The organism is Streptomyces sp. cg40 (genome assembly GCF_050320165.1).
In the GTDB taxonomy this organism is placed as follows: Bacteria; Actinomycetota; Actinomycetes; order Streptomycetales; family Streptomycetaceae; genus Streptomyces; species Streptomyces hokutonensis.
In genome coordinates, this window is record NZ_CP190128.1 from 4,919,190 (window position 1) to 4,944,557 (window position 25,368).

Sequence of the window (25,368 nt, forward strand, 5' to 3'; positions counted from 1 at the left end):
ACGACACGGGAAGAGGTGGCTTGGCGGATGGCGGCATCCTACAGCCCGTCAGCTCCCGTGCACGCCGGGTCGCGAGCACCGGCCGGGGCCGGCCGGCTCAGGTGGTCGGCGGCTCGATGTCGGAGTCCAGCCGCACCCCGCGGGTGATCGCCAGCGTGGTCGGATGGTCGGCCCCCAGGGTCCGCCCGGCCCGCTCCAGGGCGTCGTCGCGCAGGCGGTCCGCCTCCTCCGTACGGTTCAGCGCGCGCAGGCTGAGCGACAGGTTGGAGGTGCTGCCGATGACGTCGTAGTGGTCGGCCCCGAGGGCGGCGAGCAGCCCGTTGCGCGCCGTGGTCTCCAGGTCGGCGGCCTCCTGGAGCCGGCCCGCCGCCGCCAGGTCACTGGCGTGGTTGAGCATGCAGCTGAGGGTGTAGGGGTGGAACTCCCCGAGAACTCTGCGCAGTTGCTCCAGGGTGCGCGCCGAGAACGCGAGCGCCTCCTCCTTGCGGTCCCGCAGCCGCAGGTACACCGCGATGTTGCTGGCGCAGACCAGGGTGACCGGGTGTTCCTCGTCCAGGTAGTCCTTGTAGCGGGCGAGGGCCCGCTCGGCCAGGTCCAGTGCCCGCTCGGTGTCACCGAGGGCGGCCAGGTCGCTGGCCAGGTTGCAGGCGGCGGCGAGGGTGTCGTAGTGGTCGGCGCCGTGGGCCAGGAGGTAGCGGTTGTAGATGTCGTGGTCGATGTCGTGGGCCTCGGCGTAGCGGCCGTCGCGGCGCAGGGCGACGGCCAGGTTCTTGCGGGCCCGCAGGGTGTCGCTGTGCCCGTCGCCGAGGACCTGCTGGTAGAGCCGGGTGGTCGTCTCCAGCAGGCGCAGCGCCTCGCCCAGCTCCCCGGTCTCGCGCAGGTCGCGAGCGTAGTTGTTGGCCAGGTTCAGGGTGCGCGGCTTCATGCTGCCCTGGTTCTGCCGCTGCCGTTCGTAGGCCGCGCGGTGCAGGTCGAGGGCGGCCCGGCGGTCTCCGGCGAGGTACTCGGACATGCCCAGGTTGTTGGTGTACATCAGGGTCCGCTGGTGGTCCTCGCCGAACTCTCGGACCGCCACCTCGCAGGTGTTCCGGTCCAGTTCGCGGGCCTCCTGGTAGCGGCCCAGGGCGCGCAGGTCGGCGCCGACGTTGCCTGCCGCGGCGAGGGTGGCGGGGTACTCGACTCCCTTGGTCGCGGTGAACCGCATCAGTACGTCGTAGTCCTCGCCGTAGGCCTCCACGAGCCGCCCCTGCGAGCGCAGTACGTTGCCCAGCTGGGTGCGCAGCAGCAGGGTGTGCACGTCGTCGCCGTCGCCGCCCGGGAAGCCGGGCCGTGCCCAGCGCTCCAGGGTCCGTACGGCGAGGTCGTGGGCCGTGCCGTAGAGGCTGCGCTTCCACAGGTAGCGCACCGAGTCGGTGATCAGCTTGCGGACCTCGGGGTTGGGGTCGGAGGCGGCGCGCGAGGGCTCCAGATGCGGCAGGAGTTCGTCGTACTCGTCCCAGTCGGTGGTGGCTTCCGGGTTGCCGGGGTTGGCGTCCGCGAGCGCGGTGTGCACGACCCGGCGCAGTTCCCGCCAGCGCTGGGCGCCGACGCCGTCCCGGATGACCGCCTGGACCAGCCGGTGCACGGTCAGGGTCTCGCTGCCCTGGTCGCTGCGGGCGAGCCCGAACCGGTTGAGGGCGCGCAGCAGTTGGGCGACGGCCATCTCGTCACGGGGCTCGTGCTCGTCCAGGGTGAGGGTGTGGGTGACGGCGCGGCTGTAGAGCAGCCGCATGGGGATCGGGTCGGGGCCGAAGAAGGAGCAGATCTCCAGCATCTCGGCGGCGGCCTGGTTCCGCTCCCGCAGCTCCTCCACCGCGATCTGCCAGGTGCGGGCCGCGGAGTTGGGGTACTCGCGGGCCGGCAGCGGGGTGTGGTCGAGGATGTCCATGGGACGCTCGCGCAGCCGGGACAGGTAGATGTCGACCGGCATGCTGCTCTGGCTCAGCCAGAGCGCCGCCTGTCCCACCGCGAGCGGCAGGTCGCCGAGTTCGTAGGCGACCTGTTCGGCGTCCTCGGCCGCGAGCTGCGGGCTGAACCTGTGCAGCAGTTCGACGCTCTCCTCGCGCGTGAAGACCTCCACCTCGGCCCGGCCCACGCTGTTGACCCAGGCCCGGTCCCGCGAGGTGATCAGCACATGCCCGCCGGGCGGCCCCTCGGGGAGGAGGCCGTCGAGTTCGGTGGGGCTGCCCGCGTTGTCGTACACCAGGAGCCAGCGCTTGCGCGGTTGTCCCTGGCCGAGGGCGCGCAGGACGGCCTCGGCGGTGCTGCCGACGTCCTCGCCCTCCTCCAGGTCGAGGTAGGGGGCGAGGTCGGCGAGGGCGGAGCGGATCAGGCCGGGCTGGGCCGCGTTCATCCACCAGACCACGTCGTAGGCCGATTTGTGGCGGTGTGCGTACTCCAGGGCGGTCTGTGTCTTGCCCATGCCGCCGAGGCCGTACAGCACCTGGCTGGGCACGGCGGCGGTGGGCCCGGCGGTGAAGTGGTCGCGCAGTCGCTCCAGCAGCGGACCGCGCCCGGTGAAGCCGGGGTTGCGGGAGGGCAGGCGCTGGGCGACCGGGATCGTGCCGGGGAAGGTGGGCAGGACGGTGACCAGCGGCGGGCTCGAACCGTCCGGGAGGCGCCGGTTCGGGGGCAGCCCCAGGACGGCGAGGAGCTGTTCGAAGGCCTCGGCGGGGCCGCTGCGGCCGAGGTCGGCGGCCGTGCTGTCGAGGTAGGGCTCCGCGGCCTGCGGGGCGAGGTCCTGGAGGCGGACGGCGACCAGGCCGGGGCCGCCGGCCGTCTCGTGCCCGGCGAGTTGGAGACGGATGGCGACGGCGCGCGGCTGGGCCGCGTACTCCGGCGACAGCAGGGCCAGCACCCGGCCCAGGCCGTTCACGGTGCCGGCCACCTCGGGCATGACGGCGCTGTCCGGGCCGACCGTGCTGTGCAGCGAGACCTGGTAGCCGGCCGACTCCAGGGCCTCCGCCGCCCACTCGGCCCACATGCGGCCGAGCGGCGCGTAGCTGACGTAGATCTGCGTGGGCAGGGTGCGGGGGACGCGCAGGTAGGCGGTGCGCAGTTCGGTGCGCCGCTCGGCGGGCAGGGGGGCGAGCCGCTGCACCCGGCCCTCCGAGATCCACTCGGTGAGCCGCTCGAACGCGGTGAGCAGCGAGCGCTCCTGGTGCGGCCGGTCGGCGACGGTCGCGGGGATCTCCTCGTAGGCGTAGAACGCCTTGTAGGGGATCTCGATCTCTCCCCAGTAGCGGCTGCGTTCCTCGTCCCGCAGCCAGTCGAGGAAGGGGTCGAACTCGGTGCGGCAGTAGTCCCGTCCGGCCTCCAGCCGCTCGGTCTCGGCCTCCTCGACCCGCATGGGGACCGGCAGCACCCTGATGGGGCGGGGCGCGGAGCGCTGTACGGCGGCTGCCGCGTCGACACCGCCGCGGATGCTCTGGACGCTCATGGTGAAGCAGTCGACGAGGACGTCGGGCAGGAGGATGGTGCAGATGCCCGAGGTGTCGCTGACGCCGGTCCGGCTGTCGATCAGCACGTAGTCGTAGGCCGAGATCAGTTCCTCGCGCAGCGCCTGGAGGAAGTGCCCGCCGAAGTGCCGGTCGTAGAAGCTGTGCCAGTTGAAACTGGTGACGGCGGCGGAGTAGGCGGCCGACTGGCGCCCGGCGGGCAGGAAGTCCAGCCGACCGCCGGAGGGCAGCTCCAGCAGCAGTCCGAGGGTGTACGGCGCCGGGTCGGCGGCGGCCCGCAGCCAGCCGTCGGCCTCGGCGGTGGCCGTGCCGCCCCCCGGGCGCGGCTCGGGGCCGCCGCCGACACCCGCGCGGACGGTGGGCTCCTGGGGGCGCAGCACGGTGCGCACATAGGCCTGCATCATGTTGATCAGGCCGTTGGACGACCGCAGTTCGGGGTCGACCAGCAGCGGGTGCAGGTAGCGGTGCAGGCCGGGGGCCTCCAGGTCCCAGTCGACCAGCAGGACCCGGTGGCCGGCGCTGGCGAGGATCCAGCCGACGTTGGCCAGCGCCATGGTGCGTCCGGTGCCGCCCTTGTACGAGTAGAACGTGACGATCTTGCCCGGTCCGTCAGTCGTACTGGTCATCGTCGTTGTGTCCTTGGTCGCGGGTCGGGGGCGGTTGGCCGGCCGGCTCCCCGGGGCCGCCGGTGCCGCCGGTGCCATGGCCGCCGAAGTCCCGGCGCGGGTCCTGCGGGTGCGGGACCGCCGGGCGGGGGCTCATGGGCGGAGGGTGGGGACCGGCCGGTCCGGCCGGGATGGTGAGGCCGCTCAGCGGGGGCGGGGGCGGCCCCGCCGGAAGCCACCGCAGGGGGATGGTGCTCTCCATCTCCATCAGTCGGTTCTGCGCCACCGCCAGCATCACGGCGAGCTGGTCCTCGAACTCCTCCGCGCCCACCCGGACCCGGAACAGCTCATCGTTCGGGTCGTTGCGCCGGCGCCAGTTGCGCCACAGCACCTGGCTCAGGTCCCGCCAGATCGCCTCGTCCCCGGACTCCTCGTCGGCGTCGTGGCAGGGCACCAGGACACCGGTGGCCGGGCGGTTCTGGGCGTCGTAGCCGGCGAGCGCGTCCCGGTAGGCCTCGGTGCGCACGGCCCACGGGTCGACCAGCAGGATGCTGGTCTGGTTGTTCACCATCGTCTCGTCGAGGCGACCGCTCAGTCCGTCGTCGACGACCTCGATGTTGCTGGTGTACCCCTCCTGCACGATCACCTTCTGCGCCCGGTGGGCGACCGTGGGGTGCTTGGGCGGGTGGTACGGCGTCCACTCCCGGGGTGAACGCCCGTAGTACTCGGGCCGGTTGCGTCCCTGAGGGAGCGGGTCGGCGACCCCGGCGGCCAGGAAGACCTGGACGTGCCCGTCGCCCGGCGCGGCGGCCCGCTGCGGCTCGGCCACCGGGAACAGGCCGCGCACACCGCCGAGGTCGAGGCCGGGGGTGAACGGCAGCCGAAACCGGTCCGCGGCGATCCGCACCCGCGCGGCGATCTTCTCGACGACCCTGCGGTACGCCTCGCCCGTCGGGTCGGTGCGCAGGATGTGCATCAGACCGTGCGCGGAGTACTCCGGGCCCATGCCCGCCTCGTGGTACTGGAAGCGGGCGATCTCCTCCGGCACCTCGCCGCCCATGGGCGCCCACAGCACCGGCACCAGTGCCGGGACGTCGATCTCGGTCTCCCTGCGGTACTGCTGGAGCCGCTCGCGGAAGGCGGTCCACTCTTTTCCGCAGTACTCGCTGCTCAGATAGGTCGGGGAGTACAGCGCGACGAAGGCGCGGCAGTGCCCGACCGCCGTGCCCAGCACCCGGGCCCAGTCCGCGCCCAGACCGAGCCGCTCGACGTCCCTGAACGGCGGCTGGGCCGCCGGGTCGGCACCGATCCGGCGGAGCTCCAGCACGAGATCGTCGTAGAACCGCTTCACGAACTCGTCGCGGTCGTCCTTCCGCGCGTAGCTGAGGAAGAAGTACGGCTCCTGAACCAAGTCGCCCCCCGATGCCTCCTTGGCCGACCTGACGGTATGCCACCTGTTGGCCGGAGCACGTCCCGGTCATACCCAGCGCGGTGGCGCCTCAAGCGATCGGCTTCGGACACCTGCCCGAGGTGCGGGAAACGCGGGCGTGGAACGGAGATGCGGGACGGCGGACGCCGGGAGGGGGCTGCCGGGCGGGGGCTGCCGGGTGGGGCTCAGATGGAGGAGTCGAAAGCGGCGTACGGTACGCCGACCGGGTTGACCGCCTCGTCCACCACACGTCGCAGCATCGCGCCCAGCACGGTGTCGGGCAGCTCCTCAAGCAGCCCGTCCAACGCGTCCATACTCAGGTCTGCGACATCGAGCAGGCATGAGTCGATACGGGCGCTGGCGTCCATCGGCATCCTTTGCACGAACGCGTGCACTGTCGGGGCCGGGGCACGCGGAAACTTCCGCATCCCACAAGGGATCCGGCCGCACGCGCACCCTATAGGGATTGTGTTTGGTGACACCACAGCCGCGCTCGCTCTGTCACTCTCGGCAACGCCCCCGGGTCACGGTCACGGCATGAGGCACACTGGAGGTTTGGCTCGCGCGGAAGGATGTATTACGTGAACGGTCCTCTCATCGTCCATACGATCAGGTGTGATGCACACACTAAGGGATAGGTCCGAGGTGTGGAGTGGTTTACCTGCTCAGGGGTGCCGTCAGTCTCAGAATGACCAGGCAGTTGGCAGCGTTCGAGCCTTGAACCTTCTGATCCGCAGGATCGGGCAGCCTCTTGGGAGGGTGGTCCGTCTTCGCCTGAGCTGATCGTTGACAGCGGCTAGTACAACAGGCCGGTCAGGGCCATGGTGTGCCCGATCAGCACTCTCCATGAGAAGGCGGGAGGCGTATCAATGACCCAGACCCCAGCGGTGCTCCGCAGGAGCTCGGGACGCTTGCAGAAGCACCCGCCCCGCTGGACGTCCCGGACGCGGCCCGGGGCGGCAGAGCCTTCTTTGGGGAGACAGGCGTCTGCGTGTCCCTGGTCAAGCGTTCACACGTCCTGACCAGGGACATTCCAGCGCCGATTTCCGGCCGCTGAGTCATGCGTGCCAGAGGTGGGCGGTCACGGGGAGTAGGCTGCTATCACCGAGGGCATTTCGTGCGCTGGTTGCCGTGCCGACGCCGTTTTCGGTGCACGACAACGTCGGGCTGGTGCGACCGTGCCCGGAGGCGGGTCCACGTCATGGAACCGACTGCCGATCATCCCTCGGCTGGCCCGCAGCGCCCCTCCCCACCGCTGCCGGTCCGGCTTTCGCTGGCGCCGTACGAAGCCGTCCCGGGCGGATTCGACGGAGCCTGGTGGCCCTACTCCCGCAGTCTCATCGACGAACTTCCCGTCCTGGTGGAAGCGATGGACGGCGTGGGCAGCATCACCAGGGTCGTTCTGGGGATCGACCTGTGGCCCGATATTCCGCACCGAATTCCTGTCGGCGGGCACTTCGTGACCGCCGGGTGGTTCGTGTCCGGTCACGAACAGAACGAGATCTTGCTCTGCTCCTATAGCGAGGGTTTTCGCACGCTGCTCGTTGTTCCCCCCGCGACGGCGGCCGACACGGCCGCCTGGCTGATGAGCACACCTGTTCCGGTCGACGGCAGCTGCACCGCCACCGAACTCCTGGCGATCGCAACGGCCCACTTCGAAGTCCCGCCCGTTGACGATCCGCAGTGATCGGACGACCGCCGTTACGCGTCCTGCCTGAGCACGGTTGCTTCGTTCACTTCAGACAGCAGCGTCTGTCCATCGGTTTGGAAGGCGTGGGGGCTGCGGGGCCGTGAGAGATGACGTCGGTGCATGGGACGGGCGAGAAGCCGTCGGGTTCGCCCTGGCTGCCGCAGTCTGGATTGCGGACTACTGCTCTCCGCCCGGCGGGTCTAGGGTGTCGGACAAGAAGACTTGGTCTCGGAGGAACGCCCGGCCCACTGAACGGGCCTTCCTCAATCTCAGCCGCAGCCCTTGGGCCTGGAGAGACACCTCATTTTCATGAGCGGCCGGAGTCCGTGTCCTGCAGCGGACTTGTCCGGACCCCGGCCACTTCGTCCTCCGGTCATTTCGAGTTGGGGCGTTACTCCCGCATCGCCCCAAGTGCCGCGAGGACGATCCGCGCGAGGACCTCGTGGGAGGGGAGACACGAGTCCCCGCGCCGGCGGCCGTCGTCATCGCCGGCGCTCTTGGCGGCGGCCGCCCCCAACGGGAGTCTCACAGATCCTCAGAAGAGGAAGTACCCGCTTCCCCGGCCGGAATCAACCCCCTAGGACCGGTCTCTTCGGGTGGACAGCACCCATCCTGGGCATCTCCTGACCGGTTGCACTCCACACGCGGCAGGCGGCCTAGGTACCGTCAGGGGTAGAAGCCCCGATGGATGGAGCACAATGCCTCGCCGCCCGCTGGACCGCCGGCGCCTCACCCCTAGGGGGGCGCGCTGATGCTGGAAGAAGCCGAAGAGATCGGCCGTCGCGTACGCCGCGCACGGCTCCGCCTCGGCATGACGCAAGCCGACCTCGCCGCAGCCCTGGGCATGACGCAGGGCTGGGTGTCCAAGATGGAACGCGGACACATCGAGCTGGACCGTGTTGGCCTGATCAACCTGCTCGCCTCGGAGCTGCACATACACCCGAACGACCTGATCGGACGTCCATACAACAGCACCACCCCGGCCGAGAATCAGTGGCAGGTGTCTGCCGCCGCGATCATGCGTGAGCTGCGCCGTTACGACCTCACACCCGTCTTCGACGGAACCCCCCGCCCAGCCGGTCAGCTGTGGCAGGAAACCACCCGCCTTCACCGCCTCCGCGACGCTGCTGCGAACGTGGCGATCGTGCAGGTACTCCCCGACCTGTTCCGTGAGGCGCGCGCTCTGGCCGAAGTCGCCACGGGCCACGAGCAGGAAGAGGCGTATGCCATCTACGCGGTGTGCTGCAAGTTCGCTCACACTGCCGCGCACGCACTTGGACACCCGGAGCTGGTGGCCATGGCGTGCGAACGAGCCGCATGGTCCGCGCGGCTGTCGGGCGACCCGGTGATGCCTGCCGTCGCCGACTGGATGCGCGTGTGGGACATGTGGGCAACGGCGGACTGGGACGACTCTGTCGCCTTGTCCGACAAGGCGATTCGCAGTGTGCAGCGGGAGTACGACCGCGGTGACCCGCTGGCTGTTCGGGCCTGGGGGACATTGCAACTGCGCGCTGCCGTCTCTGCCGCGCGCGGTGGTCGCAAGGCCGAAGCGAAGGACCGGATCAAGCACGCGCGGAGTGCGGCCAAGCGGATGCAGGAAGCCGCCGGCCCTCCTGTGTACGACCGTCACAGCCTGACCTTCTCGCCGGGGAACGTGCAGATCCACGCGATCAGCATCGCCCTGGAGATGCACGAGCAACGTGAGGCGCTGTCGATAAACCGGCGCACTAGCAAGGAGTTGGTCGCGTCTCTTCCCAACTCCCGTCAGGGGCACCATCACATGGACCTGGCCCGCGCGTGGCTGTGGGACGGGAACCGCGACAAGGCTCTGAAGGAACTGGAGAAGGCTGAGGTGATCGCGCCCCAACTCGTCCGCAATCACCCCATCGCGCGGTCGACGCTGCGCAGCATCGTGTACGCCGAACGGGCAAGCACTCGCGAGAAGTTGCGCCGCATGTCAGACCGCTTTCACCTCGACGGCTGAGGGCCATATTCCTGCGGTTCATATTGGGCCCCGAGCAGACACTTAGCTTCGGGGCATGGCCGAACGAACCTCGCAGCAACTCCCAAAGTCTCAGACCACTTTGAGCGCAGGCAGCCCGTTCCACCCCCGCCTTGGTGACCTCGCCATCGATCTGGCCAAGGCAGGAACGATCGGGGTCGTCGTCGCCCTGCCCAGCGACAACTCGGCGTCGTACCAACTCCGTCCGCCTGGCGGAGGCGCGGACTGGCGCGCGCGGTCCGACGGGAGCACCCTCCGCCCCGTGCCGGTTCCGGTCACGCACGTCACGCCCATGCAGCGCGACGCCGTGTACGACCCCCGTGCGCAGCAGGCCGCCATGGCGGTAACCGTCCACTACGAGGACGGGGGTGCCTGTGAGTCGATGCTCGTCCTCACCCCTGCGCAGGTCGAGCTGTACTACAACCAGCTCGGCCGCATGATCAAGGCGAGGGAATCGGCTCAGGATCGTCGGCGGTGAGGTCGGACGTGCTGATGCTCGCCCCACCGACCTCTGCACGTGCCTTTGTACGACCGCCCGTCGCATTCCGCTGTGAAGCCACTGCCTACGACCTCAGCGGCTCCCGTGAAGTCCTGCTCGCCACCTATCGCGGTCTTTCCCCACGCCTCGCGGCACGGTGGCTGAGAGCGTCCGCGCACCGTTTCGCGCGGCTGCTGTCCCCGGACGCCGGGGCTGTGGGACTCGGCAACGCCCCGCTGATCTTTGCGGGGCCGGAAATCCCGCGCCCCGATGTCGAGTTGCGAGCGTGGGCGGACAGCGATCGAGCATACGAACAAGCCCTTCGAGCCCTCGCCTCAGGCCGCGTGTTCGTGTTCACCGTGACGGACTACGACGCTCGGTACTGCCTCCGCGTGTATCCCCTGCCGACTCGCCGGCCTCTTCCGCAGCATCCAGCCCTGGCCGGGCTACCCCAGCCCTCAATGAGGGCGGGCCGTCACCGACGTCCCCGCGGGCGTCGTCCGAGCCGATGACTCCCGCCCCGCGTCTCTTCCGGTTCCCCCCGGCGCGGGGGCGGGTCCACCACGCAAATCCCAGCTCACCCGCTGAACGCACACCCGCCGCTCTGCGGCGCAGTCCTGCCCATCTACCGAGGGGAAGACGCGGTGACCATCTATCCCGTATCGCCAAACACCGTGCTCGCCAACGCGCTGACCAGTGCTGAGGACCTGCTGAGGCCGCACATCGCCGGGGTCGCTCCGGAGCGCATCGTGTTCGTGGTGGGAACGCAGATCAACGGAGCACCGCACGTGGGCACGTCCCTGGTTCAGTCGCTCACGTTCGCCACGGCGGCCCGGATTCGGGACAGGTTCGGCGTACCGGCTGAAGTTCAGTTCAGCGCACTCGACAACGCCCCGTACGCCATCGTCACCGACAAGGAGACCGGTCACCGATACCAACGGGCCTACGCGCACGCCCTGGGCGAGGCGGGCATCGCTGACCAGGTAGACAAGCTGTACCGCCCACTGTTCACCGCGCTGTCCGAGCGCTTGAACGTGCCGTACTCCGTCGAGACCTACAGCCAGCAGCAAGCGAGCGAGCACTTCCGCCGTACCTGGCTGCGTCTGCTGCCCCGCTTGGACGCCGCGCGCTGGCACCTGTCTCCATCGTCCGGCGTGCCACACGTTCGCGTTCCCTGCCCACGCCCGGGATGCGGATGGGCCGAGAAGTACGCCGAGCGGACCCGCGTCCGTGACAACGGTTTCGAGCGGGCAACCATCTCGGCTGTGTGCCTGCACCACGGCGAATACGAGATCGTCATCGAACCCGCGACCGGTGGATACCTCGACCTCGCCACGCTGTACCGCAACCTCGTCAAGGAACTGGCCATCGCTGGGCGGGACGGCACGCTGTACGTCATGGTCAAGGGCGGCGACTGGATGCCCGGCTGCCTTCTCGTCGACGGCGCCCTACAGGCTGTGGGCCTCACTCGCGGACAGATGACCGCCCGACTCTTCTGCCCCCAGGTCGTCACGGACACGGGCGCGAAGCTGTCCAAGTCCCTCATCCGAGAGGGGCGCGCGCCCTTGCCCGACGGTGCGGCCCCGTGGATGCTCGACACCCGCGAGTGGCCCGGCTCGTTGGCAGAGTACGTCGATCGCCTGCTCGGTCTGACCGACGTGTTACTCGCCGACCCACGCCATTTCTTCCGCTCGTACTCGGCCGGTGAACTCGGCCGGCTCATGTCCGCTGCAACAGCAAGGAGCGTTCCCGCCCCATGACGGAGACTGCCGCCGAGCGCGTCCGCGAACTGAACCTCTACCGCCGGTACTTCGAACTCGTCGCCGCTGGTCAGAAGACGATCGAGGTGCGGGTGAAGTATCCCCACCTCGAAGACCTGGCCTCCGGAGACGTCATCCGCTTCCGCATCAAGGGCACCGACGAGACGTGTGACGTCCTGGTGAAGCGGGTCACGGAGTACAAGACGTTCGAGGAACTGCTCGACGGGGAGGGTCCGGCGAACGTCAACCCGGCCTCCCCCCGTGAGCAGCAGCTCGCCAACATCCGCGATATCTACCCGGCGGAGAAGGAAGCGCTCGGCGCGCTCGCCATCGAAATCGAGCTGCCGCCCCGGTAAGCCCGCCGCATGGTCCCCGCTCCCCCGAGGGGACTGCTTGCGGCTTCCTGGCGTCCGCCGCTCGTTCCCGTGCTGCGGGCGGCGGACGCCCACAACAAGAGACCGGACCACCCCTCAGCCTGGACAGCGATCCGGGGTGGTCCGGTCTTGGAATCCCTGGTCAGGACCCCGGTGCCGATGGTACCGGGGCGGTCGGCGTGCTCGAACGCGGGTGCGGCTGCAACCCACTTACCCCACTGCCTAGTTTGAGAGGGTCACTGTTGAAGTCCGGTTGGCCGCATCCCAGTTCTGACCTGCACCACCGAAAGTCAGCCACGGCGGCGGGTGCGTCGAACGAGCACCTGTCACGTGTGCCTCCAGCAACCCCCCGCTGGCCCCAGCCACGCTTCCTCCATTCGTCACGGCCCTCGCCCCCTTCCCTGCCTGGGCGTTGCCGACAAAGAGCCTGGCGCATGGGCCTGCCTGCTGCTTTGAAGTCCATCGGCTGCGAAGCGCGGACTGGTCGGATGGCGCGGTCTCGCTCGGTCGGTGTCGGCCTGGTCCTGGTGCTCGGAGTGGTCGCGTTGCTTCCTGGCCTGACTGTCCGCCTCGGCATGGCTGCGCGCTGAGCGGGTGGGGGCCGCCGGAGCGGTGGCGGAGACAAGGAGCGGCGGCGGCCCATGGCCGCCAGCGCGCGCGGCCCGCCGTAGGCGGGCCGCCTTGATCCAGTAAAGAAACTCTGAACAGCTCCGCTGCGCTGGGCCCGTGGCCGGTCATGCGCCCATGTGATGTCCGCGCCTTCCCAATCCGCTCCGCGTCTCAACAACCGTTATGGACAGCCATGGGGCATTGCTGATTATTTGCTCCGACGGTCGGCGAACTTTATCCACAGGCAAATCGGTCCAGGGTTGGAGCTGTGGAAAAGCCCACAGCGAATCACGCCCGCCGTTATCGATCCGTGACCTTTGAACTGTCACACCCGGGCGGATTTTTGTACCTGGTAGCAGGTGAGGGCCGGAAAGCGGCGGTGTCTGCGAGCGCGAGAGAAGGGGTGGCCGGAATCCCACACGAGAGAAGAAGTGGAGTGACGAGGGTCACATTCACTTGGGGTCACACCAGACCCGAAAAGCGAACCCCTATAGGCACCCCTCGACGCGAGGGGCGCAACATAGCCGACGATCGCCGGTTACCCAAACCGGCGATTCTCCGGACCATTGATGTTCCTCGGCGAGCGAAGGGAGATGTGTGATGTTGGCCGCGAAGTACGGGGGCGACGGGGTGTCCGTTCTGATTCAAGCGGAGCGTGCCGGATGTAAACCGATTTCTTCGCCTCGCCGTGGGCCTGGATCTCTCGGTTCGCTCTGTTCGCCGAGTGGGCGCCAGTTGGTCACACCTCCCGCCATGCGGGCCGCGCAGAAAGGTTCTTACCCGCTGGACGGGAGCGTGAGGCCGGGGCCTTCGAACGTGTCCGGTCGGCGCGGTAGACCTGACTCACCAGGCGCGATGGCTGCTGGTTGGCCTGCGCGGGCAAGCCCGGCTTCGGCTGGCTCTGGGCGGCGCGATGACACGGAAAAGGCACGGAAGCAAGGCGGGGAGCGGAAAATGACCGAGCATGAAATAGCCGTGCTGGATGCGGAGTTGACCGACGTGTGCGCGGCGGTTGCCCGGTTGGATGCGATGGTGCAGCGGTTGGCGACGACTATTTCCGCTGCTGAGCTTCCACGATCTCCAGAAGTCGAGTCACCGTCTCCTCAAGTCGCTTGATGTCGGTCTTCATGGCCTTCATGTCCTCGGCGAGGGATTCCGCGCTGGGGCCGGGAGCATGGTCGGCTGTTTCGAGCTGGTCTTCTCGGCCCTGCTCGCCGGGGGCTGCTTCGGCCGGCGCGATGGTGGCGCTGTTGCGGACGAAACTGCCCCGGCCCTGGACGCTGTAGATCAGCCCTTCGCTCTTGAGGAGCCGTAGCGCGTTCTGCACGGTGCTGCTTGCGATGCCGTACCGGTCTTGGAGTGCGCGGGCAGAGGGCAGCTTGTCGCCGGGCTTCAGTCGGCCGGTGCTGATCTCTCTGCGCAGGACCTCGGCGGCCTGGACGTATGGGGGCCGGGAGTCGTCTTCGAGCGGCAGTGTCATGCCCGCAGGATACGGGCGCTTACCCCACACGCGATACACCCGCATCACCCTTGTGTCGCGTGTGTAGCGAGACAACCGGTGTGCGGGTGTTGCATGTGTAGCGGGTGTTGTGGTTATGTAGTGGTGCGGCCGGACCTACCGGCCCAACTCGAAAGGAAGTGCCTCCATGGCTCGTATCCGTGTTGGTCTGCTCCCGTCGGCGTCGTTCATGGTCGGCAACATGGCCGTGCCGAAGTACGCGGACGCCGAGAAGACGCAGTTCGCCGTGGACCGTGAAACCGGCGCGAAGCTGTTCACGATCACCCTCTTCTTCATGGAGGAGGACCGCGCAGAGGCGATGAAGATCACCGTTCCGGAGACCGGTCTCCCCAACGGACTCAAGCCGGGTGTGCCGGTCATGCCGGTGGAGCTGTTCGCCACCCCGTGGGCCCGGATCTTCAACGGATCTCTCTCGGACGGCATCGCGTACCGCGTGGACCGTCTCGACCTGGTCGGCGGCTCGGCCCCGGCCGCTGAGACGGCGTGAGCGGCACCGTCTTCTCCCGCACCGGCCGCGACACCCAGCTTCACAGTGTCGCGGCGGTGTGGGAGAGCGCGGGCTTTCCACCCGCCTCGGCTCTTCGCCATGCGGAGATCTGCCTGACGCTCGCCGGTCACGAAGACAGGGTTCGTCTCGTCGCGGCGATGTGGGCGAACCACGGCTTTCCGCCTGCTGACGCGGTCCAGCGCGCGGAAATCTGCCTGATCCTCGCTGCGCCGACACCCACCGACCGCACCCGAAACCGGAATCGAAAGAAGGAAGCGAAGTGACCGTGAACGACGTGAGTGAGGTGATGGGCTACGCCCCGGTCCTGATCGGGGTGGGCCTGGCCGGTATCGCCGTGTGGGCGCTGGTGTGGGTGGTCCGCTACCTGCGGGCCGATGCCATGACCCGGCAGTCCATCCGGCAGGCCGTGCGGGTGCGGCGGACCTGGAAGCGGCTGGCGCAGATGCTGAAGCTGTGCGCCATCGACAAGATGCCGACCGCGCTGGCTTCCCTGTCGAACGCGGACGGCAAGGCCGTCAAGCCCCGCGTCCTGGTCCCCGCGCTGAAGGTGACGCATGACGCGTACGGGGTGATCGCGCGGGCGGGCTGCCTGCCGGGGGTCGGCCTGGAACAGTACCAGAAGGCTGCCCCGCATCTGGCGGACGCCTGGCGGTGCACGCGGGTGGCGGTCACGCAGGATGAGCCGGGCTCGGTCGTCATCCGGGGTGTCCGACTCGATCCGCTGAAGTTCCCGACCGAGCACCGTCCCACGGGCAAGGTGCCGGAGAAGGTCGCCCGGTTGGATCTGGGCGTGGACGAGTACGCCCAGCCGGTGTGCGTCGACCTTCGGCACGTGACCGGTATGGGCGTGGCCGGCCTCCCCGGCAAGGGCAAGACGTCGCTGATCAACAGGCTTCTGTCCGACTGGGCGCCCGCTCCGTGGGTTCAGTTCGCCTGTGCGGACGGCAAGGTGTCCGCCGCGTACGAGGGTGACTACGCCGACTGGGTACGGCGCATGTTCGCCTTCGTCGGCGATGACCTCGAAGAGGCCAACAAGCTGTTCAGGCGGCTGGTGGACCTGCGGCGCGTGCGCTCGACCCTGGTGCGCGATGTCCTCGGGGTGAAGTCCATGTGGGACGTGAACCCGTCCGGGAAGTGGCCGCTGGTCGTGCTGATCATCGACGAGGCGCACACCTACTTCCGCGACCACAAGGGCAGCGACCCCAAGACCAAGAGGCTGGCCGCGCTCGCTGCCGAGAACGCCCGGCTCGTGGAAGACCTGGTCAAGAAGGGCCGTTCGGTGGGCATGCTCGTCATCCTCGCCACGCAGAAGAGCACGGGCGACGCCATCCCGACCTTCATCCGCGACGTGTGCCCCATCGGCCTGAGCTTCGCGCAGAAGACCGCCGAAGCCGCCGTTGCGGCCCTCGGTGAGGACATCCGGGACTGGCCGGACGCCAACCCGATCAACCTTCAGGACCCGGCCTACGTCGGCGTCGCCTCGATGAACCACCAGTCACAGCCCGGCTTCACCCGCATCCGCACCCCGTACGTGCCGGACGAGTGGGCGGCCGAGATCGCACACAAGACCGCCCACCTGACCGCCGACCCAGCCGACCTGCTCCCCACCGTCGACCTCACCAAGACCGACCCGGACGACGACGGCTCCACGCCCATCGCGGCCTGACCGTCCGGGCGCCAACGCCCCATTCCTGTGAGAGGAGGTGAACACCCAATGTCTGAGCACCGGATCACTCAGCGCACCGTCACCGTGGTCATGGGCATCATCGCCCTCCTTGCGTTCGTCTTCTCCTTCGGCAACGTCTGGGCCCTGGCCCTGCGCCTGGGCGTCCCCGCCCCCATCGCCCCTCTGATCGCCCCCATGGTCGATCTGTCGGTGGTCGGACTCCTGGTGGCCCTGCGCTACCTGTCCCTGCGGGGCGTCCCGCCCGAGCAGATGAAGGCGGCCACCCGCCTCATGCACGTCTCCGGCCTGCTCACCCTGGCCCTCAACATCGCCGAACCCATCACCGCCGCGCACTACGGCCGCGCCGCCGTGGACGCCGTCGCCCCGCTGCTTCTCCTCGGCTGGGGAGCGGTCGGCCCCCAGCTCCTGCGTTCCTTCCACGCGGTCACCACCGAAGCAACCGCCCCGGCCCCGGCTGACGAGACGGAACCGGCACAAGAGCCTGCCCCGGCCCCCGCCCAGCCCGCGCCCGTCGCGGCGTCCACCCCGCCCGTCACACCGGAACCGACCCTGGCCCCGATCGCTCCGGCCCTCACCGCGCCTGCGGTCAAGGTCCCCGAACCGCTGCTGACCGAAGCACGCTCCATCGCCGCGTCCCACCACGCCGAGCACGGAGAAACGATTTCTCCGGCCCAGCTCAAGAGGCGACTCGGCATCGGCCTGCCCATGGCTACGGCCCTTCACGCCGCTCTGTAGAGCCGCGCTCTCCCCGCCGGCCTTCCGGGACCACCCACCTCGCCCGCCCCTGGGCCCGACCTGCCATGCCTGCGGGCAGCAGCCCGAGCGCACTGAATCGCTGCTGCCCGCAGGACCCACCCTCGCGCCGGAAAGGAGACCCCGCCACCCATGCGCCGCTCCCTCGACCTGCGCCACGTCATCAGCCCCGGCCTGCGGGACCTGGTCGAACTGGCCAACACCCACGACTTCGACCGCGTACAGCAGCAGGTGCGCGACCTGCGCGGCTGCACCAGCCCCGTCAACCTCCATGGCTGGACCGTCACCACCGACCAGACCACCAAAGAAGTGGTCCGCTCCTACCGTTCCGAGGACGAGCCCTCCGGACGCCTGCTGACCGCCTGCGGCAACCGGCGCTCTTCCCGCTGCCCCGCCTGCTCCCGCGTCTACGCCGCCGACACCTACCACCTCATCAAGGCCGGACTCTCCGGCGGCAAGGCCGTCGCCGAAACCGTCCGCGACCACCCGCGCGCCTTCGTCACCCTCACCGCCCCCTCCTTCGGCCCCGTCCACAACCGCCCCACCATCAACGCGGGCAAGTCCCGTCCCTGCGCCTGCGGCGACACCCACGCCGAAGACGCCCCCGAACTCGGCACCCCCCTGAACCCGGCCACCTACGACTACACAGGCGCCGTTCTGTGGAACGCGCACGCCGGACAGCTCTGGGCACGCTTCACCACCTACCTGCGCCGCGCCCTGGCCGAACACCTCAACATGACGCAGAAGGCGCTGAACTCGGCCCTGCGCGTCTCCTTCGCCAAGGTCGCCGAGTACCAGAAGCGCGGGCTGGTCCACTTCCACGCCGTGATCCGCTTCGACGGACCCGACGGCCACACCACCGAGCCCCCGCCCTGGGCCACCTTCGACGCCCTCAACGCCGCCGTGGGCCTGGCGCGCAAACGTGCCCGACTCACCACCGAGTCCGACGCCACTGGCGAACGCGTCATCGCCTGGGGCGGCCGGTTCAAGGTCGACCCCATCACCGCCCTGGGCGACGGCGAACTCACCGACGCCCGCGTTGCCGAGTACACAGACGCCAAAGTCGCCGGATACGTCGCCAAGTACGCCACCAAGAACGCCGAAGGCACCGGCACCGTAGACCGCACCCTGATGTGTCGCCCCTGCCAAGGGCGCGGCTACGTACGCGGCCCGGACGGCTTCCACGACCGGTGCACCGACTGCGACGGCACCGGACAGGCCGAACCCATCAAGGCCCTGCCCATCCAGCAGCACGTACGGCAGATGATCCGCACCGCTTGGGCCCTGGGACACCTGCCGGAGTTCGCCGAACTCAAGCTCTGGAAGTGGGCTCACATGCTCGGCTTCCGCGGCCACTTCTCCACCAAGTCCCGCGCCTACTCCACGACCCTCGGCGCACTCCGCGACGTTCGCCGTGCGTGGCGTCTCGCCCAAGCCGAAGCTGCCCGCGCCCGCGCCGGACTCCCCGCCACCGACAAGACAACCCTCGTCACCGCCTCCTCCTGGACCTACCTCAGCAGCGGCTACCGCCCCGGTGAGGAGTTCCTCGCAGCACAGGTCCGCCACGACGTAGCCCACATGCAGCGCCTCAAGCAGGAGGGGGATTTCTCATGATCAACCGCAAGACGACGTTCGTCGGCCGCTTCCACTGCGGCCAAGGCTCCTGGCGTGTCTCCACTGCGACTGAGGAAGTCGCCACGGTCATCGGGCAGCTCTTCGGCAGGCAATCGCCGTGCCACGACACCCACGAAGCCGACCACTTCGAAGTGCTGCCCCGGTCAACCTCCATGCGGGTCGTCATCTCCGGCCCCGAATCCATCAGGGCCGGCCTGATGACAGCCGCACCCCGCTATGAACCCCAGCCCAGTACTCGCCTCTCGTTCCGCCTCGCCGACGCACACGCCCTCGGCGGCTTCCGCCTCAGTTCCTCCTCATGGGACCTGGCAGAGTCCGTCCCCACGCTGAGGACGGCACTGTCCGAGACAGACGGGGACGCCCTCTGCGAACTCGTCGCAGAGACAGTCGAGTTCACGACCCGCGACGGTGCGCCGCTGTCGTACTGCCGCCCCTCTATCAAGGTCATCGGCCCCTGGCGCAACCCCAACCAGCACGCCGCCTGACCTGAACACAGAAAAGCGGCGCCCCCACCTCGTCCGTCCGGTGGGGGCGCCGCTGCGTGTGTCTGGTGACGTCGGCGTCAGCCCTGGCTGTCGGCCGCCTCGGTCTCCTGTTCACTCTCCTTCGCCGCTGCCGCCCGCCGCATGTGCCCCTCCTCGCCGAAGTACACCGACAGACGTGACGTGTCCAGCTTCTTGCCGCCACGCCGCGCGGGTGCCACCTCCACGTAGCCGCCCGCGTTCAACAGCAGATCTCGCTTACCGGCCGCGTCCGAGCGCTTCCACTGCTCGGCGTGCGTCTCTCCGGTCGGCTCCGCCTTCACGCCGCCCGGCTTCGCCGTTCGCTGCCTCTCCTTCAGGGTCGCCAGTCGCTCTTCCAGCTTGGCGTACTGCTCCGCGTACCGGATCGCTCCGTCGTCGCCCCTGAACAGGCCCCGGTCGTAGCGATCCTTTTGCAGGTCGGCCAACGCTTCCTCCGCCTGCCTGATCTGCGGGCGGAAGTCCTCGCCCACCTCCTGGACCATCCGCATCACGGAAAGGTGCCCGTACTTCGCGAGGAACTGCTCGGTGACGTGCTCCTCGGTGGTCACCCCGGCCACGGTCGGCCCGTAGCACTTCACGCCCTGTTTCTCTTCCCCCTTGGCCGCCCGCTGGCGGTACTTCAGCGGGCCGATGCACCGATACCGAAGCTGACCGTTGCGCCCGCTGAAGGTGTACATGCGCTCGCCGCAGACTCCGCAATGCATGATGCCGCGCAGCAGCGACGTGCCCTCCCGGCGCTTCTCACCGGGATTGGCCCGGCGCTCCAACTCGTCCTGGAGCGCCTGCCAGGTGTCCGTGTCGAGGATCGGCGGGCGGTTGACCAGGGGCAGGCCATCCGTCCGCAGAATCGGCTTTCCGTCCTCGATGACCTGGCCGAGCAACTGGGGGTTGCCCAGCAAGCTGCGCAGCGTCGTCGTGTACCACTGCTTGGAGTCGCTGCGCTTGCCCGAGGTCTGGCGTGAGGAGTGGCCGGGCGACGGGACGCCCTCCTTGTTGAGGTCGTTGATGATCTGCATGAGCGAGTCCTTGGCCAACATCCGCTCCACGATCCGCTTGATCGTCTTGGCCTCGTCCTCGTTGACCGCCAGGACCTTGCCCGCCCCGTTGGGGTTGGGGACGACCATGTACCCGTACGGGACCCGACCGCCGGTGTAGCGGCCCTCGCGGCGTAGGTGCTCGTGCGCGCTGGACACCCGCATGCCGATGGTGTCGGACTCCAGCTCGGCGAAGACGGCGATCACCTTCGCCATGGCCCGGCCCATGGACGACGTGAGGTCGAGCGGCTCCGTCGCCGACGCGAGCGCAACGCTCTGGTGCTCGGCGAGTCGCATGATCTCCGCGAAGTCGACCGTCGAGCGCGCAAGCCGGTCGATCTTGAAGAACACGATCACGTCCAGCTCGGCGAGCCTGGTCAGGATGCGTTGCAGTCCCGGCCGGTCGAGCCCGCGCGAGAAGCCCGAGACGTCGATGTCCTCCTCGGCGGTCACGACCTCCCAGCCGCGTGCCTCGCACAGCGCTTCACAGGCCGCGCGCTGGCGTTCCGGCGAAGTCGTCTCGTCGGTTTCGCGCGATAGGCGAACATAGATAGCGGCGCGCATCCCCGGCGCGCTGGCCGGGACGCCCTTCCGGCGTCGGGCACGGGGCATAGCCCGTGCTGTGACAGGCGTTGGTTCTGTCATGAGACGACCTTATCTCCGGAGGTATGTGTGTCCTGCCTAATCGTCCAGTCCGACAAGACGCTCCTGCTCGAAGTCGACCACGAGCGGGCCGACGACTGCCGCCGTGCCATCGCGCCGTTCGCCGAGCTGGAGCGGGCGCCCGAGCACATCCACACCTACCGGGTGACGCCGCTGGGGCTGTGGAACGCGCGGGCCGCCGGCCACGACGCCGAGCAGGTCGTGGACGCGCTCGTCGAGTACAGCCGGTATCCCGTGCCGCACGCGCTGCTGGTCGACATCGCCGAGACCATGGACCGCTACGGCCGGCTCACCCTCTCCAAGCACCCCGCCCACGGGCTCGTCCTCACCACCACCGACCGGCCGGTGCTGGAGGAGATCCTGCGCTCGAAGCGGATCGCCCCGCTGGTCGGCGCCCGGCTCGACCCCGACACCGTGGCCGTGCACCCCTCCGAGCGCGGGCAGATCAAACAGGTCCTGCTGAAGCTGGGCTGGCCGGCCGAGGACCTCGCCGGGTACGTCGACGGCGAGGCGCACCCGATCGAGCTGGACGAGAACGGCTGGGCGCTGCGGCCCTACCAGAAGCAGGCCGTGGAGAACTTCTGGCACGGTGGCAGCGGTGTCGTCGTCCTGCCCTGCGGGGCCGGGAAGACCCTGGTCGGTGCGGGGGCCATGGCACAGGCCAAGTCGACGACGCTGATCCTCGTCACCAACACCGTCTCCGCCCGGCAGTGGAAGCACGAGCTGATCAAGCGGACCTCCCTGACCGAGGAGGAGATCGGCGAGTACAGCGGGACCCGGAAGGAGATCCGGCCCGTCACCATCGCGACCTACCAGGTGCTGACGACCAGGCGGAAGGGGATCTACCCCCACCTGGAGCTCTTCGACTCCCGCGACTGGGGGCTGATCCTCTACGACGAGGTGCATCTGCTGCCCGCGCCCGTCTTCAAGTTCACCGCCGACCTCCAGGCGCGGCGCCGCCTCGGGCTGACGGCGACCCTGGTCCGGGAGGACGGCCGGGAGTCGGACGTGTTCTCGCTCATCGGGCCGAAGCGGTTCGACGCGCCGTGGAAGGAGATCGAGGCGCAGGGCTACATCGCGCCCGCCGACTGCGTGGAGGTGCGCGTCAACCTCACGGACTCCGAGCGGCTCGCGTACGCCACCGCCGAGGCCGAGGAGAAGTACCGCTTCTGTGCGACGACCGCGACGAAGCGGAAGGTCACGGAGGCGATCGTGCGGCGCTTCGCGGGCCAGCAGATCCTTGTCATCGGTCAGTACATCGACCAACTCGACGAGCTGGGCGAGCACTTGAACGCGCCGGTGATCAAGGGCGAGACGTCCAACGCGCAGCGGGAGAAGCTCTTCGGTGCGTTCCGCGAGGGCGAGATCAGCGTCCTCGTCGTCTCCAAGGTGGCCAACTTCTCCATCGACCTGCCCGAGGCGACCGTGGCCATCCAGGTCTCCGGCACCTTCGGCTCCCGCCAGGAGGAGGCCCAGCGTCTCGGCCGTGTCCTGCGCCCCAAGGCCGACGGGCACCAGGCCCACTTCTACTCGGTCGTCGCCCGCGACACGATCGACCAGGACTTCGCCGCCCACCGCCAGCGCTTCCTGGCGGAACAGGGGTACGCGTACCGGATCATGGACGCGGACGAACTCCTCGCGGAGAGCTGAGCCCGGGAGGGCAGCCGTAGGTGACCGCTGCGGTCACTTACGGCGTATGCCCGCTTCCTCGCCGTACTCACCGAGGACGACCACGCTGAACGCGGCGCCCGCGAACACTTTTATGGCGCGGAGGGCATTGCCCAGGCGATGGGGGTGGCTGCCGCCGGTGGCCGGTGTGGCGCCGGACGGGCGGACGGGGACCGGGTGGATGGTTGCTGCGCTCATGAATCCATGGTGCGTCTTGGGACATAAGGCCGGCATCGGTCCAGAGAGCCAACCTGCGAGCCGCCCGCGTACTACTCCGGACTGACCCGTTCCCCCGTCGGGTGGAGGGGTCGTCCCCTAGGGGACGGAAAACGATTGGCCCTCGCCGGGCCCGCGTCACTAAACTCTCCGCTCTTGCCCGCCTCCCCGCAGGGAGTGCCACCGCCCGGACGGAAACCGGTCGGTACCCCACTTGAGTCCTCCGGAGGCACCCCCTTGTCCACGCCCGCCGCCGACCCCCTCGGCGATCCCCTCGGCGATCCCCTCGACGACCCCCTCGCCCGCGAGCGCACCCACCTCGCCTCCTCCCGTTCCGCGCTGCGGGCCATGCGCGAGGACGTCGAGTCCCTCGACATCAAGGACGTCACGGCGAACTGGGTCAACGCCGAGGTCCTGGCCCGCCAGATCGACGAGCGCATCAAGGCGCTGGCCGACCTCAGCGACACCCCGCTCTTCTTCGGCCGCCTGAACTACCTGCACGCACCCGGCGCCGAGCAGGCCGAGGGCGCGGAAGGGGAGCAGTTCTACATCGGGCGCCGGCATGTGCACGACGGCGACGGCGACCCGATGGTGATCGACTGGCGGGCGCCGGTCTCGCAGCCGTTCTACCGGGCGTCGAAGAAGGACCCGCAGGACATCTCGCTGCGCCGCCGCTTCGGGTACACGGGCGGCGACCTCACGGCCTACGAGGACGAGCACCTCATGGACCCCGCCGAGGCCGCCGCCACCAGCAAGCTGCTCCAGCAGGAGATCGAGCGGCCCCGCGTCGGCCCGATGCGCGACATCGTCGCCACCATCCAGCCCGAGCAGGACGAGATCGTACGGTCCGGACTCGGCGGGACGGTGTGCGTGCAGGGCGGCCCCGGCACCGGGAAGACCGCCGTCGGGCTGCACCGCGTCGCCTACCTCCTCTACGCCCACCGCGAGCGGCTGGCCCGCACCGGCACCCTCGTCATCGGGCCGAACAGGTCCTTCCTCCACTACATCGAGCAAGTCCTGCCCGCGCTGGGCGAGTTGACGGTCCGCCAGGGGACGGTGGACGACCTGGTCGCCCATGTCGAGGTGCGCGGCACGGACGAGGCCCCGGCCGCCGTCGTCAAGGGCGACGCGCGGATGGCGGAGGTGCTGCGCAGGGCCGTCTACTCGCACGTGAGCATCCCGGCCGAGCCGGTGATGGTGGTGCGCGGCTCGCGCCGCTGGCGGGTCCCGGCGTACGAACTCGAAGCCATCGTCCGGGAGTTGCTCGACCGCGACATCCGCTACGGCGCCGCCCGCGAGGCCCTCCCGCAGCGCATCGCGCATGCCGTGCTGGTGCAGATGGAGCGGTCCGGGGAGGCGCCGGACGACCGGGTGCAGGACGCGGTCGCGCGCAACGCGGCCGTGAAGGCGGCCGTGAAGGCGGTGTGGCCGCCGGTCGAGCCGGAGAAGCTGGTGCTGCGGCTGCTCACGGACGCGGAGTTCCTCGCCGTGCACGCGGACGGGATCCTCGACGAGGACGAGCAGAAGACGATCCTCTGGTCGAAGCCGGTGCGGAGCGTGAAGGCCGCCAAGTGGGCCGCCGCGGACGCCGTGTTGATCGACGAGGCGACCGACATCGTCCAGCGCACGCACTCGCTCGGGCATGTGGTGCTCGACGAGGCGCAGGACCTCTCCCCCATGCAGTACCGGGCGGTCGGCCGCCGCTGCACGACCGGTTCCGCGACCGTCCTCGGCGACCTCGCGCAGGGCACCACGCCCTGGGCGACGCGGAGTTGGGACGAGGCGCTGGCCCATCTCGGCAAGTCGGACGGTGTGATCGAGGAGTTGACGGCCGGTTTCCGCGTACCGACGGACGTCATCACCTACGCCTCCCGGCTCCTCCCCCACATCGCACCGGGCCTGACCCCGGTCGCCTCGGTCCGTGAGAACCCGGGCTTCTTCGACCTCCGCGAGACCGCCGGTACGGCCGAAGTGGTCGCCGCCTGCGAGGAGTTGCTGCGCAACGAGGGCTCGACGGGCCTGATCGCGGCGGACGCCCGCGTCTCCGAGCTGGCCGAGGCCCTGACGGCGGCGGGCATCGGCTACATCGACCCGGGTGAGGAGACCACCGCGGACACGCGTCTGACCCTGGTCCCGGCCTCGCTCGCGAAGGGTCTGGAGTACGACTACGTGGTCCTGGACGAGCCGCAGGCCGTGGTCGACGGCGAACCGGACGAACGCACCGGCCTGCGCCGCCTGTACGTGGCCCTGACCCGAGCGGTCTCGGGCCTGATCGTGACGCACACGGCACCACTGCCTGCCCAACTCGCCTAATCGGGCAGGGATTTGATCAGGGAGTCCAGGAGGCCGGGGAACCTCGCGTCCAGGTCGTCCCGCCGCAATTGCACGTAGCGGTTGCGGCCGACGGCCCGGGTCGAGGTGAGCCCGGCCTCACGCATGATCTTCATGTGGTGCGAGACGGTCGACTTGTGCAGATGGGCGACGCCGAGCGCTTCGGGCGCGCAGCTGAACCGCTCCCCCGTCGCGTACACCTTCAGCAGTGACAGCCGCACCGGGTCGGCCAGCGCCTGCAACACCGTGACCAGCTCGATGTCCTCGACGTCCGGCTGCGGCAGCCACTCGCTCTCCGCCTCGCTCACGCGCGCACCCCTCTCCGTACCGTTTGACAATCATCCAACAGTCTTTATTGTTTGACCAACGTCAAACCGTTGCGCAGT

The 25,368-nt window shown here is 69.2% G+C and carries 21 protein-coding genes; 13 read left to right on the forward strand and 8 right to left on the reverse strand.

All coding sequences use genetic code 11. From position 1 onward, the window contains the following. Nucleotides 1-97 precede the first annotated feature (97 nt). The 3 genes from fxsT to fxsA form a co-directional block, all read right to left on the reverse strand. Nucleotides 98-4,123, reverse strand: a complete 4,026-nt coding sequence (gene fxsT, locus ACQHII_RS21660) for an FxSxx-COOH system tetratricopeptide repeat protein (RefSeq protein ID WP_427920855.1) — start codon at nucleotides 4,121-4,123, stop codon at nucleotides 98-100. After that, nucleotides 4,107-5,513, reverse strand: a complete 1,407-nt coding sequence (fsxC, locus tag ACQHII_RS21665) for an FxsC protein (protein ID WP_427920856.1) — start codon at nucleotides 5,511-5,513, stop codon at nucleotides 4,107-4,109. Before fsxC ends, fxsT begins: the two co-directional genes overlap by 17 nt. Before the next feature lie 203 nt (nucleotides 5,514-5,716). Then, nucleotides 5,717-5,899: an FxSxx-COOH cyclophane-containing RiPP peptide gene (fxsA, locus tag ACQHII_RS21670; RefSeq protein WP_362971299.1), complete on the reverse strand. Its 183-nt coding sequence runs from the start codon at nucleotides 5,897-5,899 to the stop codon at nucleotides 5,717-5,719. 833 nt (nucleotides 5,900-6,732) lie between these two features. On the opposite strand from fxsA, the gene ACQHII_RS21675 reads away from it, so the two are divergent. Then, on the forward strand, nucleotides 6,733-7,218 hold the full coding sequence (locus ACQHII_RS21675; protein ID WP_427920857.1) for a DUF5994 family protein: 486 nt from the start codon (nucleotides 6,733-6,735) through the stop codon (nucleotides 7,216-7,218). Between the two features lie 394 nt (nucleotides 7,219-7,612). Here ACQHII_RS21675 and ACQHII_RS21680 read toward each other — a convergent pair whose 3' ends face one another. Next, nucleotides 7,613-7,750, reverse strand: a complete 138-nt coding sequence (locus ACQHII_RS21680; RefSeq protein ID WP_427920858.1) for a hypothetical protein — start codon at nucleotides 7,748-7,750, stop codon at nucleotides 7,613-7,615. A 222-nt stretch (nucleotides 7,751-7,972) separates the two neighbouring features. On the opposite strand from ACQHII_RS21680, the gene ACQHII_RS21685 reads away from it, so the two are divergent. The 4 genes from ACQHII_RS21685 (at nucleotide 7,973) to ACQHII_RS21700 (ending at nucleotide 11,817) form a co-directional block, all read left to right on the forward strand. Continuing rightward, on the forward strand, nucleotides 7,973-9,205 hold the full coding sequence (locus ACQHII_RS21685; protein WP_427920859.1) for a helix-turn-helix domain-containing protein: 1,233 nt from the start codon (nucleotides 7,973-7,975) through the stop codon (nucleotides 9,203-9,205). 55 nt (nucleotides 9,206-9,260) lie between these two features. Then, on the forward strand, nucleotides 9,261-9,701 hold the full coding sequence (locus tag ACQHII_RS21690) for a hypothetical protein (RefSeq protein ID WP_427920860.1): 441 nt from the start codon (nucleotides 9,261-9,263) through the stop codon (nucleotides 9,699-9,701). 644 nt (nucleotides 9,702-10,345) lie between these two features. After that, nucleotides 10,346-11,461, forward strand: coding sequence for a hypothetical protein (locus ACQHII_RS21695; protein ID WP_427920861.1), 1,116 nt, complete (start codon nucleotides 10,346-10,348; stop codon nucleotides 11,459-11,461). Next, nucleotides 11,458-11,817, forward strand: coding sequence for an ASCH domain-containing protein (locus tag ACQHII_RS21700; protein ID WP_427920862.1), 360 nt, complete (start codon nucleotides 11,458-11,460; stop codon nucleotides 11,815-11,817). Before ACQHII_RS21695 ends, ACQHII_RS21700 begins: the two co-directional genes overlap by 4 nt. A gap of 1,678 nt (nucleotides 11,818-13,495) precedes the next feature. Here ACQHII_RS21700 and ACQHII_RS21705 read toward each other — a convergent pair. After that, nucleotides 13,496-13,924 (reverse strand): GntR family transcriptional regulator, encoded by a 429-nt coding sequence (locus tag ACQHII_RS21705; protein ID WP_427920863.1) that lies wholly within the window; start codon nucleotides 13,922-13,924, stop codon nucleotides 13,496-13,498. A gap of 166 nt (nucleotides 13,925-14,090) precedes the next feature. Here ACQHII_RS21705 and ACQHII_RS21710 point away from each other — a divergent pair, with 166 nt between their 5' ends. From ACQHII_RS21710 to ACQHII_RS21735, 6 genes are all read left to right on the forward strand, one after another. Beyond that, entirely contained in the window at nucleotides 14,091-14,450 is a 360-nt protein-coding gene (locus ACQHII_RS21710) for a hypothetical protein (RefSeq protein WP_384165407.1), read from the forward strand. Next, nucleotides 14,447-14,734, forward strand: coding sequence for a hypothetical protein (locus tag ACQHII_RS21715; RefSeq protein ID WP_427920864.1), 288 nt, complete (start codon nucleotides 14,447-14,449; stop codon nucleotides 14,732-14,734). The genes ACQHII_RS21710 and ACQHII_RS21715 overlap by 4 nt, the downstream gene beginning before the upstream one ends. Nucleotides 14,735-14,736: 2 nt before the next feature. Beyond that, on the forward strand, nucleotides 14,737-16,137 hold the full coding sequence (locus tag ACQHII_RS21720) for an FtsK/SpoIIIE domain-containing protein (protein WP_427920865.1): 1,401 nt from the start codon (nucleotides 14,737-14,739) through the stop codon (nucleotides 16,135-16,137). Between the two features lie 48 nt (nucleotides 16,138-16,185). Beyond that, nucleotides 16,186-16,893, forward strand: a complete 708-nt coding sequence (locus ACQHII_RS21725; RefSeq protein WP_427920866.1) for a DUF2637 domain-containing protein — start codon at nucleotides 16,186-16,188, stop codon at nucleotides 16,891-16,893. A gap of 150 nt (nucleotides 16,894-17,043) precedes the next feature. Next, entirely contained in the window at nucleotides 17,044-18,525 is a 1,482-nt protein-coding gene (locus tag ACQHII_RS21730) for a replication initiator (protein WP_427920867.1), read from the forward strand. After that, entirely contained in the window at nucleotides 18,522-19,031 is a 510-nt protein-coding gene (locus ACQHII_RS21735) for a hypothetical protein (protein ID WP_427920868.1), read from the forward strand. The genes ACQHII_RS21730 and ACQHII_RS21735 overlap by 4 nt, the downstream gene beginning before the upstream one ends. A 77-nt stretch (nucleotides 19,032-19,108) precedes the next feature. Here ACQHII_RS21735 and ACQHII_RS21740 read toward each other — a convergent pair whose 3' ends face one another. Then, entirely contained in the window at nucleotides 19,109-20,749 is a 1,641-nt protein-coding gene (locus ACQHII_RS21740) for a recombinase family protein (protein WP_427920869.1), read from the reverse strand. A 27-nt stretch (nucleotides 20,750-20,776) separates the two neighbouring features. On the opposite strand from ACQHII_RS21740, the gene ACQHII_RS21745 reads away from it, so the two are divergent. Beyond that, nucleotides 20,777-22,417, forward strand: a complete 1,641-nt coding sequence (locus ACQHII_RS21745) for a DNA repair helicase XPB (protein WP_427920870.1) — start codon at nucleotides 20,777-20,779, stop codon at nucleotides 22,415-22,417. Between the two features lie 33 nt (nucleotides 22,418-22,450). Here the strand turns inward: ACQHII_RS21745 and ACQHII_RS21750 are convergent, their stop codons facing one another. Then, nucleotides 22,451-22,633: a hypothetical protein gene (locus ACQHII_RS21750; RefSeq protein ID WP_086022036.1), complete on the reverse strand. Its 183-nt coding sequence runs from the start codon at nucleotides 22,631-22,633 to the stop codon at nucleotides 22,451-22,453. 255 nt (nucleotides 22,634-22,888) lie between these two features. Here ACQHII_RS21750 and ACQHII_RS21755 point away from each other — a divergent pair, with 255 nt between their 5' ends. Further along, entirely contained in the window at nucleotides 22,889-24,964 is a 2,076-nt protein-coding gene (locus ACQHII_RS21755) for a HelD family protein (RefSeq protein ID WP_427920871.1), read from the forward strand. Here the strand turns inward: ACQHII_RS21755 and ACQHII_RS21760 are convergent. Beyond that, nucleotides 24,961-25,290 (reverse strand): ArsR/SmtB family transcription factor, encoded by a 330-nt coding sequence (locus ACQHII_RS21760; RefSeq protein WP_427920872.1) that lies wholly within the window; start codon nucleotides 25,288-25,290, stop codon nucleotides 24,961-24,963. The two genes, ACQHII_RS21755 and ACQHII_RS21760, sit on opposite strands and share 4 nt — an antisense overlap. Nucleotides 25,291-25,368 lie beyond the last annotated feature (78 nt).

Bases quoted from the DNA above. Each gene is read 5' to 3' on its own strand.
- fxsT (WP_427920855.1), bottom strand. From the start codon at position 4,123: ATGACCAGTACGACTGACGGACCGGGCAAGATCGTCACGTTCTACTCG.
- fxsA (WP_362971299.1), bottom strand. From the start codon at position 5,899: ATGGACGCCAGCGCCCGTATCGACTCATGCCTGCTCGATGTCGCAGAC.
- ACQHII_RS21675 (WP_427920857.1), top strand. From the start codon at position 6,733: ATGGAACCGACTGCCGATCATCCCTCGGCTGGCCCGCAGCGCCCCTCC.
- ACQHII_RS21685 (WP_427920859.1), top strand. From the start codon at position 7,973: ATGCTGGAAGAAGCCGAAGAGATCGGCCGTCGCGTACGCCGCGCACGG.
- ACQHII_RS21690 (WP_427920860.1), top strand. From the start codon at position 9,261: ATGGCCGAACGAACCTCGCAGCAACTCCCAAAGTCTCAGACCACTTTG.
- ACQHII_RS21700 (WP_427920862.1), top strand. From the start codon at position 11,458: ATGACGGAGACTGCCGCCGAGCGCGTCCGCGAACTGAACCTCTACCGC.
- ACQHII_RS21705 (WP_427920863.1), bottom strand. From the start codon at position 13,924: ATGACACTGCCGCTCGAAGACGACTCCCGGCCCCCATACGTCCAGGCC.
- ACQHII_RS21710 (WP_384165407.1), top strand. From the start codon at position 14,091: ATGGCTCGTATCCGTGTTGGTCTGCTCCCGTCGGCGTCGTTCATGGTC.
- ACQHII_RS21725 (WP_427920866.1), top strand. From the start codon at position 16,186: ATGTCTGAGCACCGGATCACTCAGCGCACCGTCACCGTGGTCATGGGC.
- ACQHII_RS21730 (WP_427920867.1), top strand. From the start codon at position 17,044: ATGCGCCGCTCCCTCGACCTGCGCCACGTCATCAGCCCCGGCCTGCGG.
- ACQHII_RS21735 (WP_427920868.1), top strand. From the start codon at position 18,522: ATGATCAACCGCAAGACGACGTTCGTCGGCCGCTTCCACTGCGGCCAA.
- ACQHII_RS21740 (WP_427920869.1), bottom strand. From the start codon at position 20,749: ATGACAGAACCAACGCCTGTCACAGCACGGGCTATGCCCCGTGCCCGA.
- ACQHII_RS21750 (WP_086022036.1), bottom strand. From the start codon at position 22,633: ATGAGCGCAGCAACCATCCACCCGGTCCCCGTCCGCCCGTCCGGCGCC.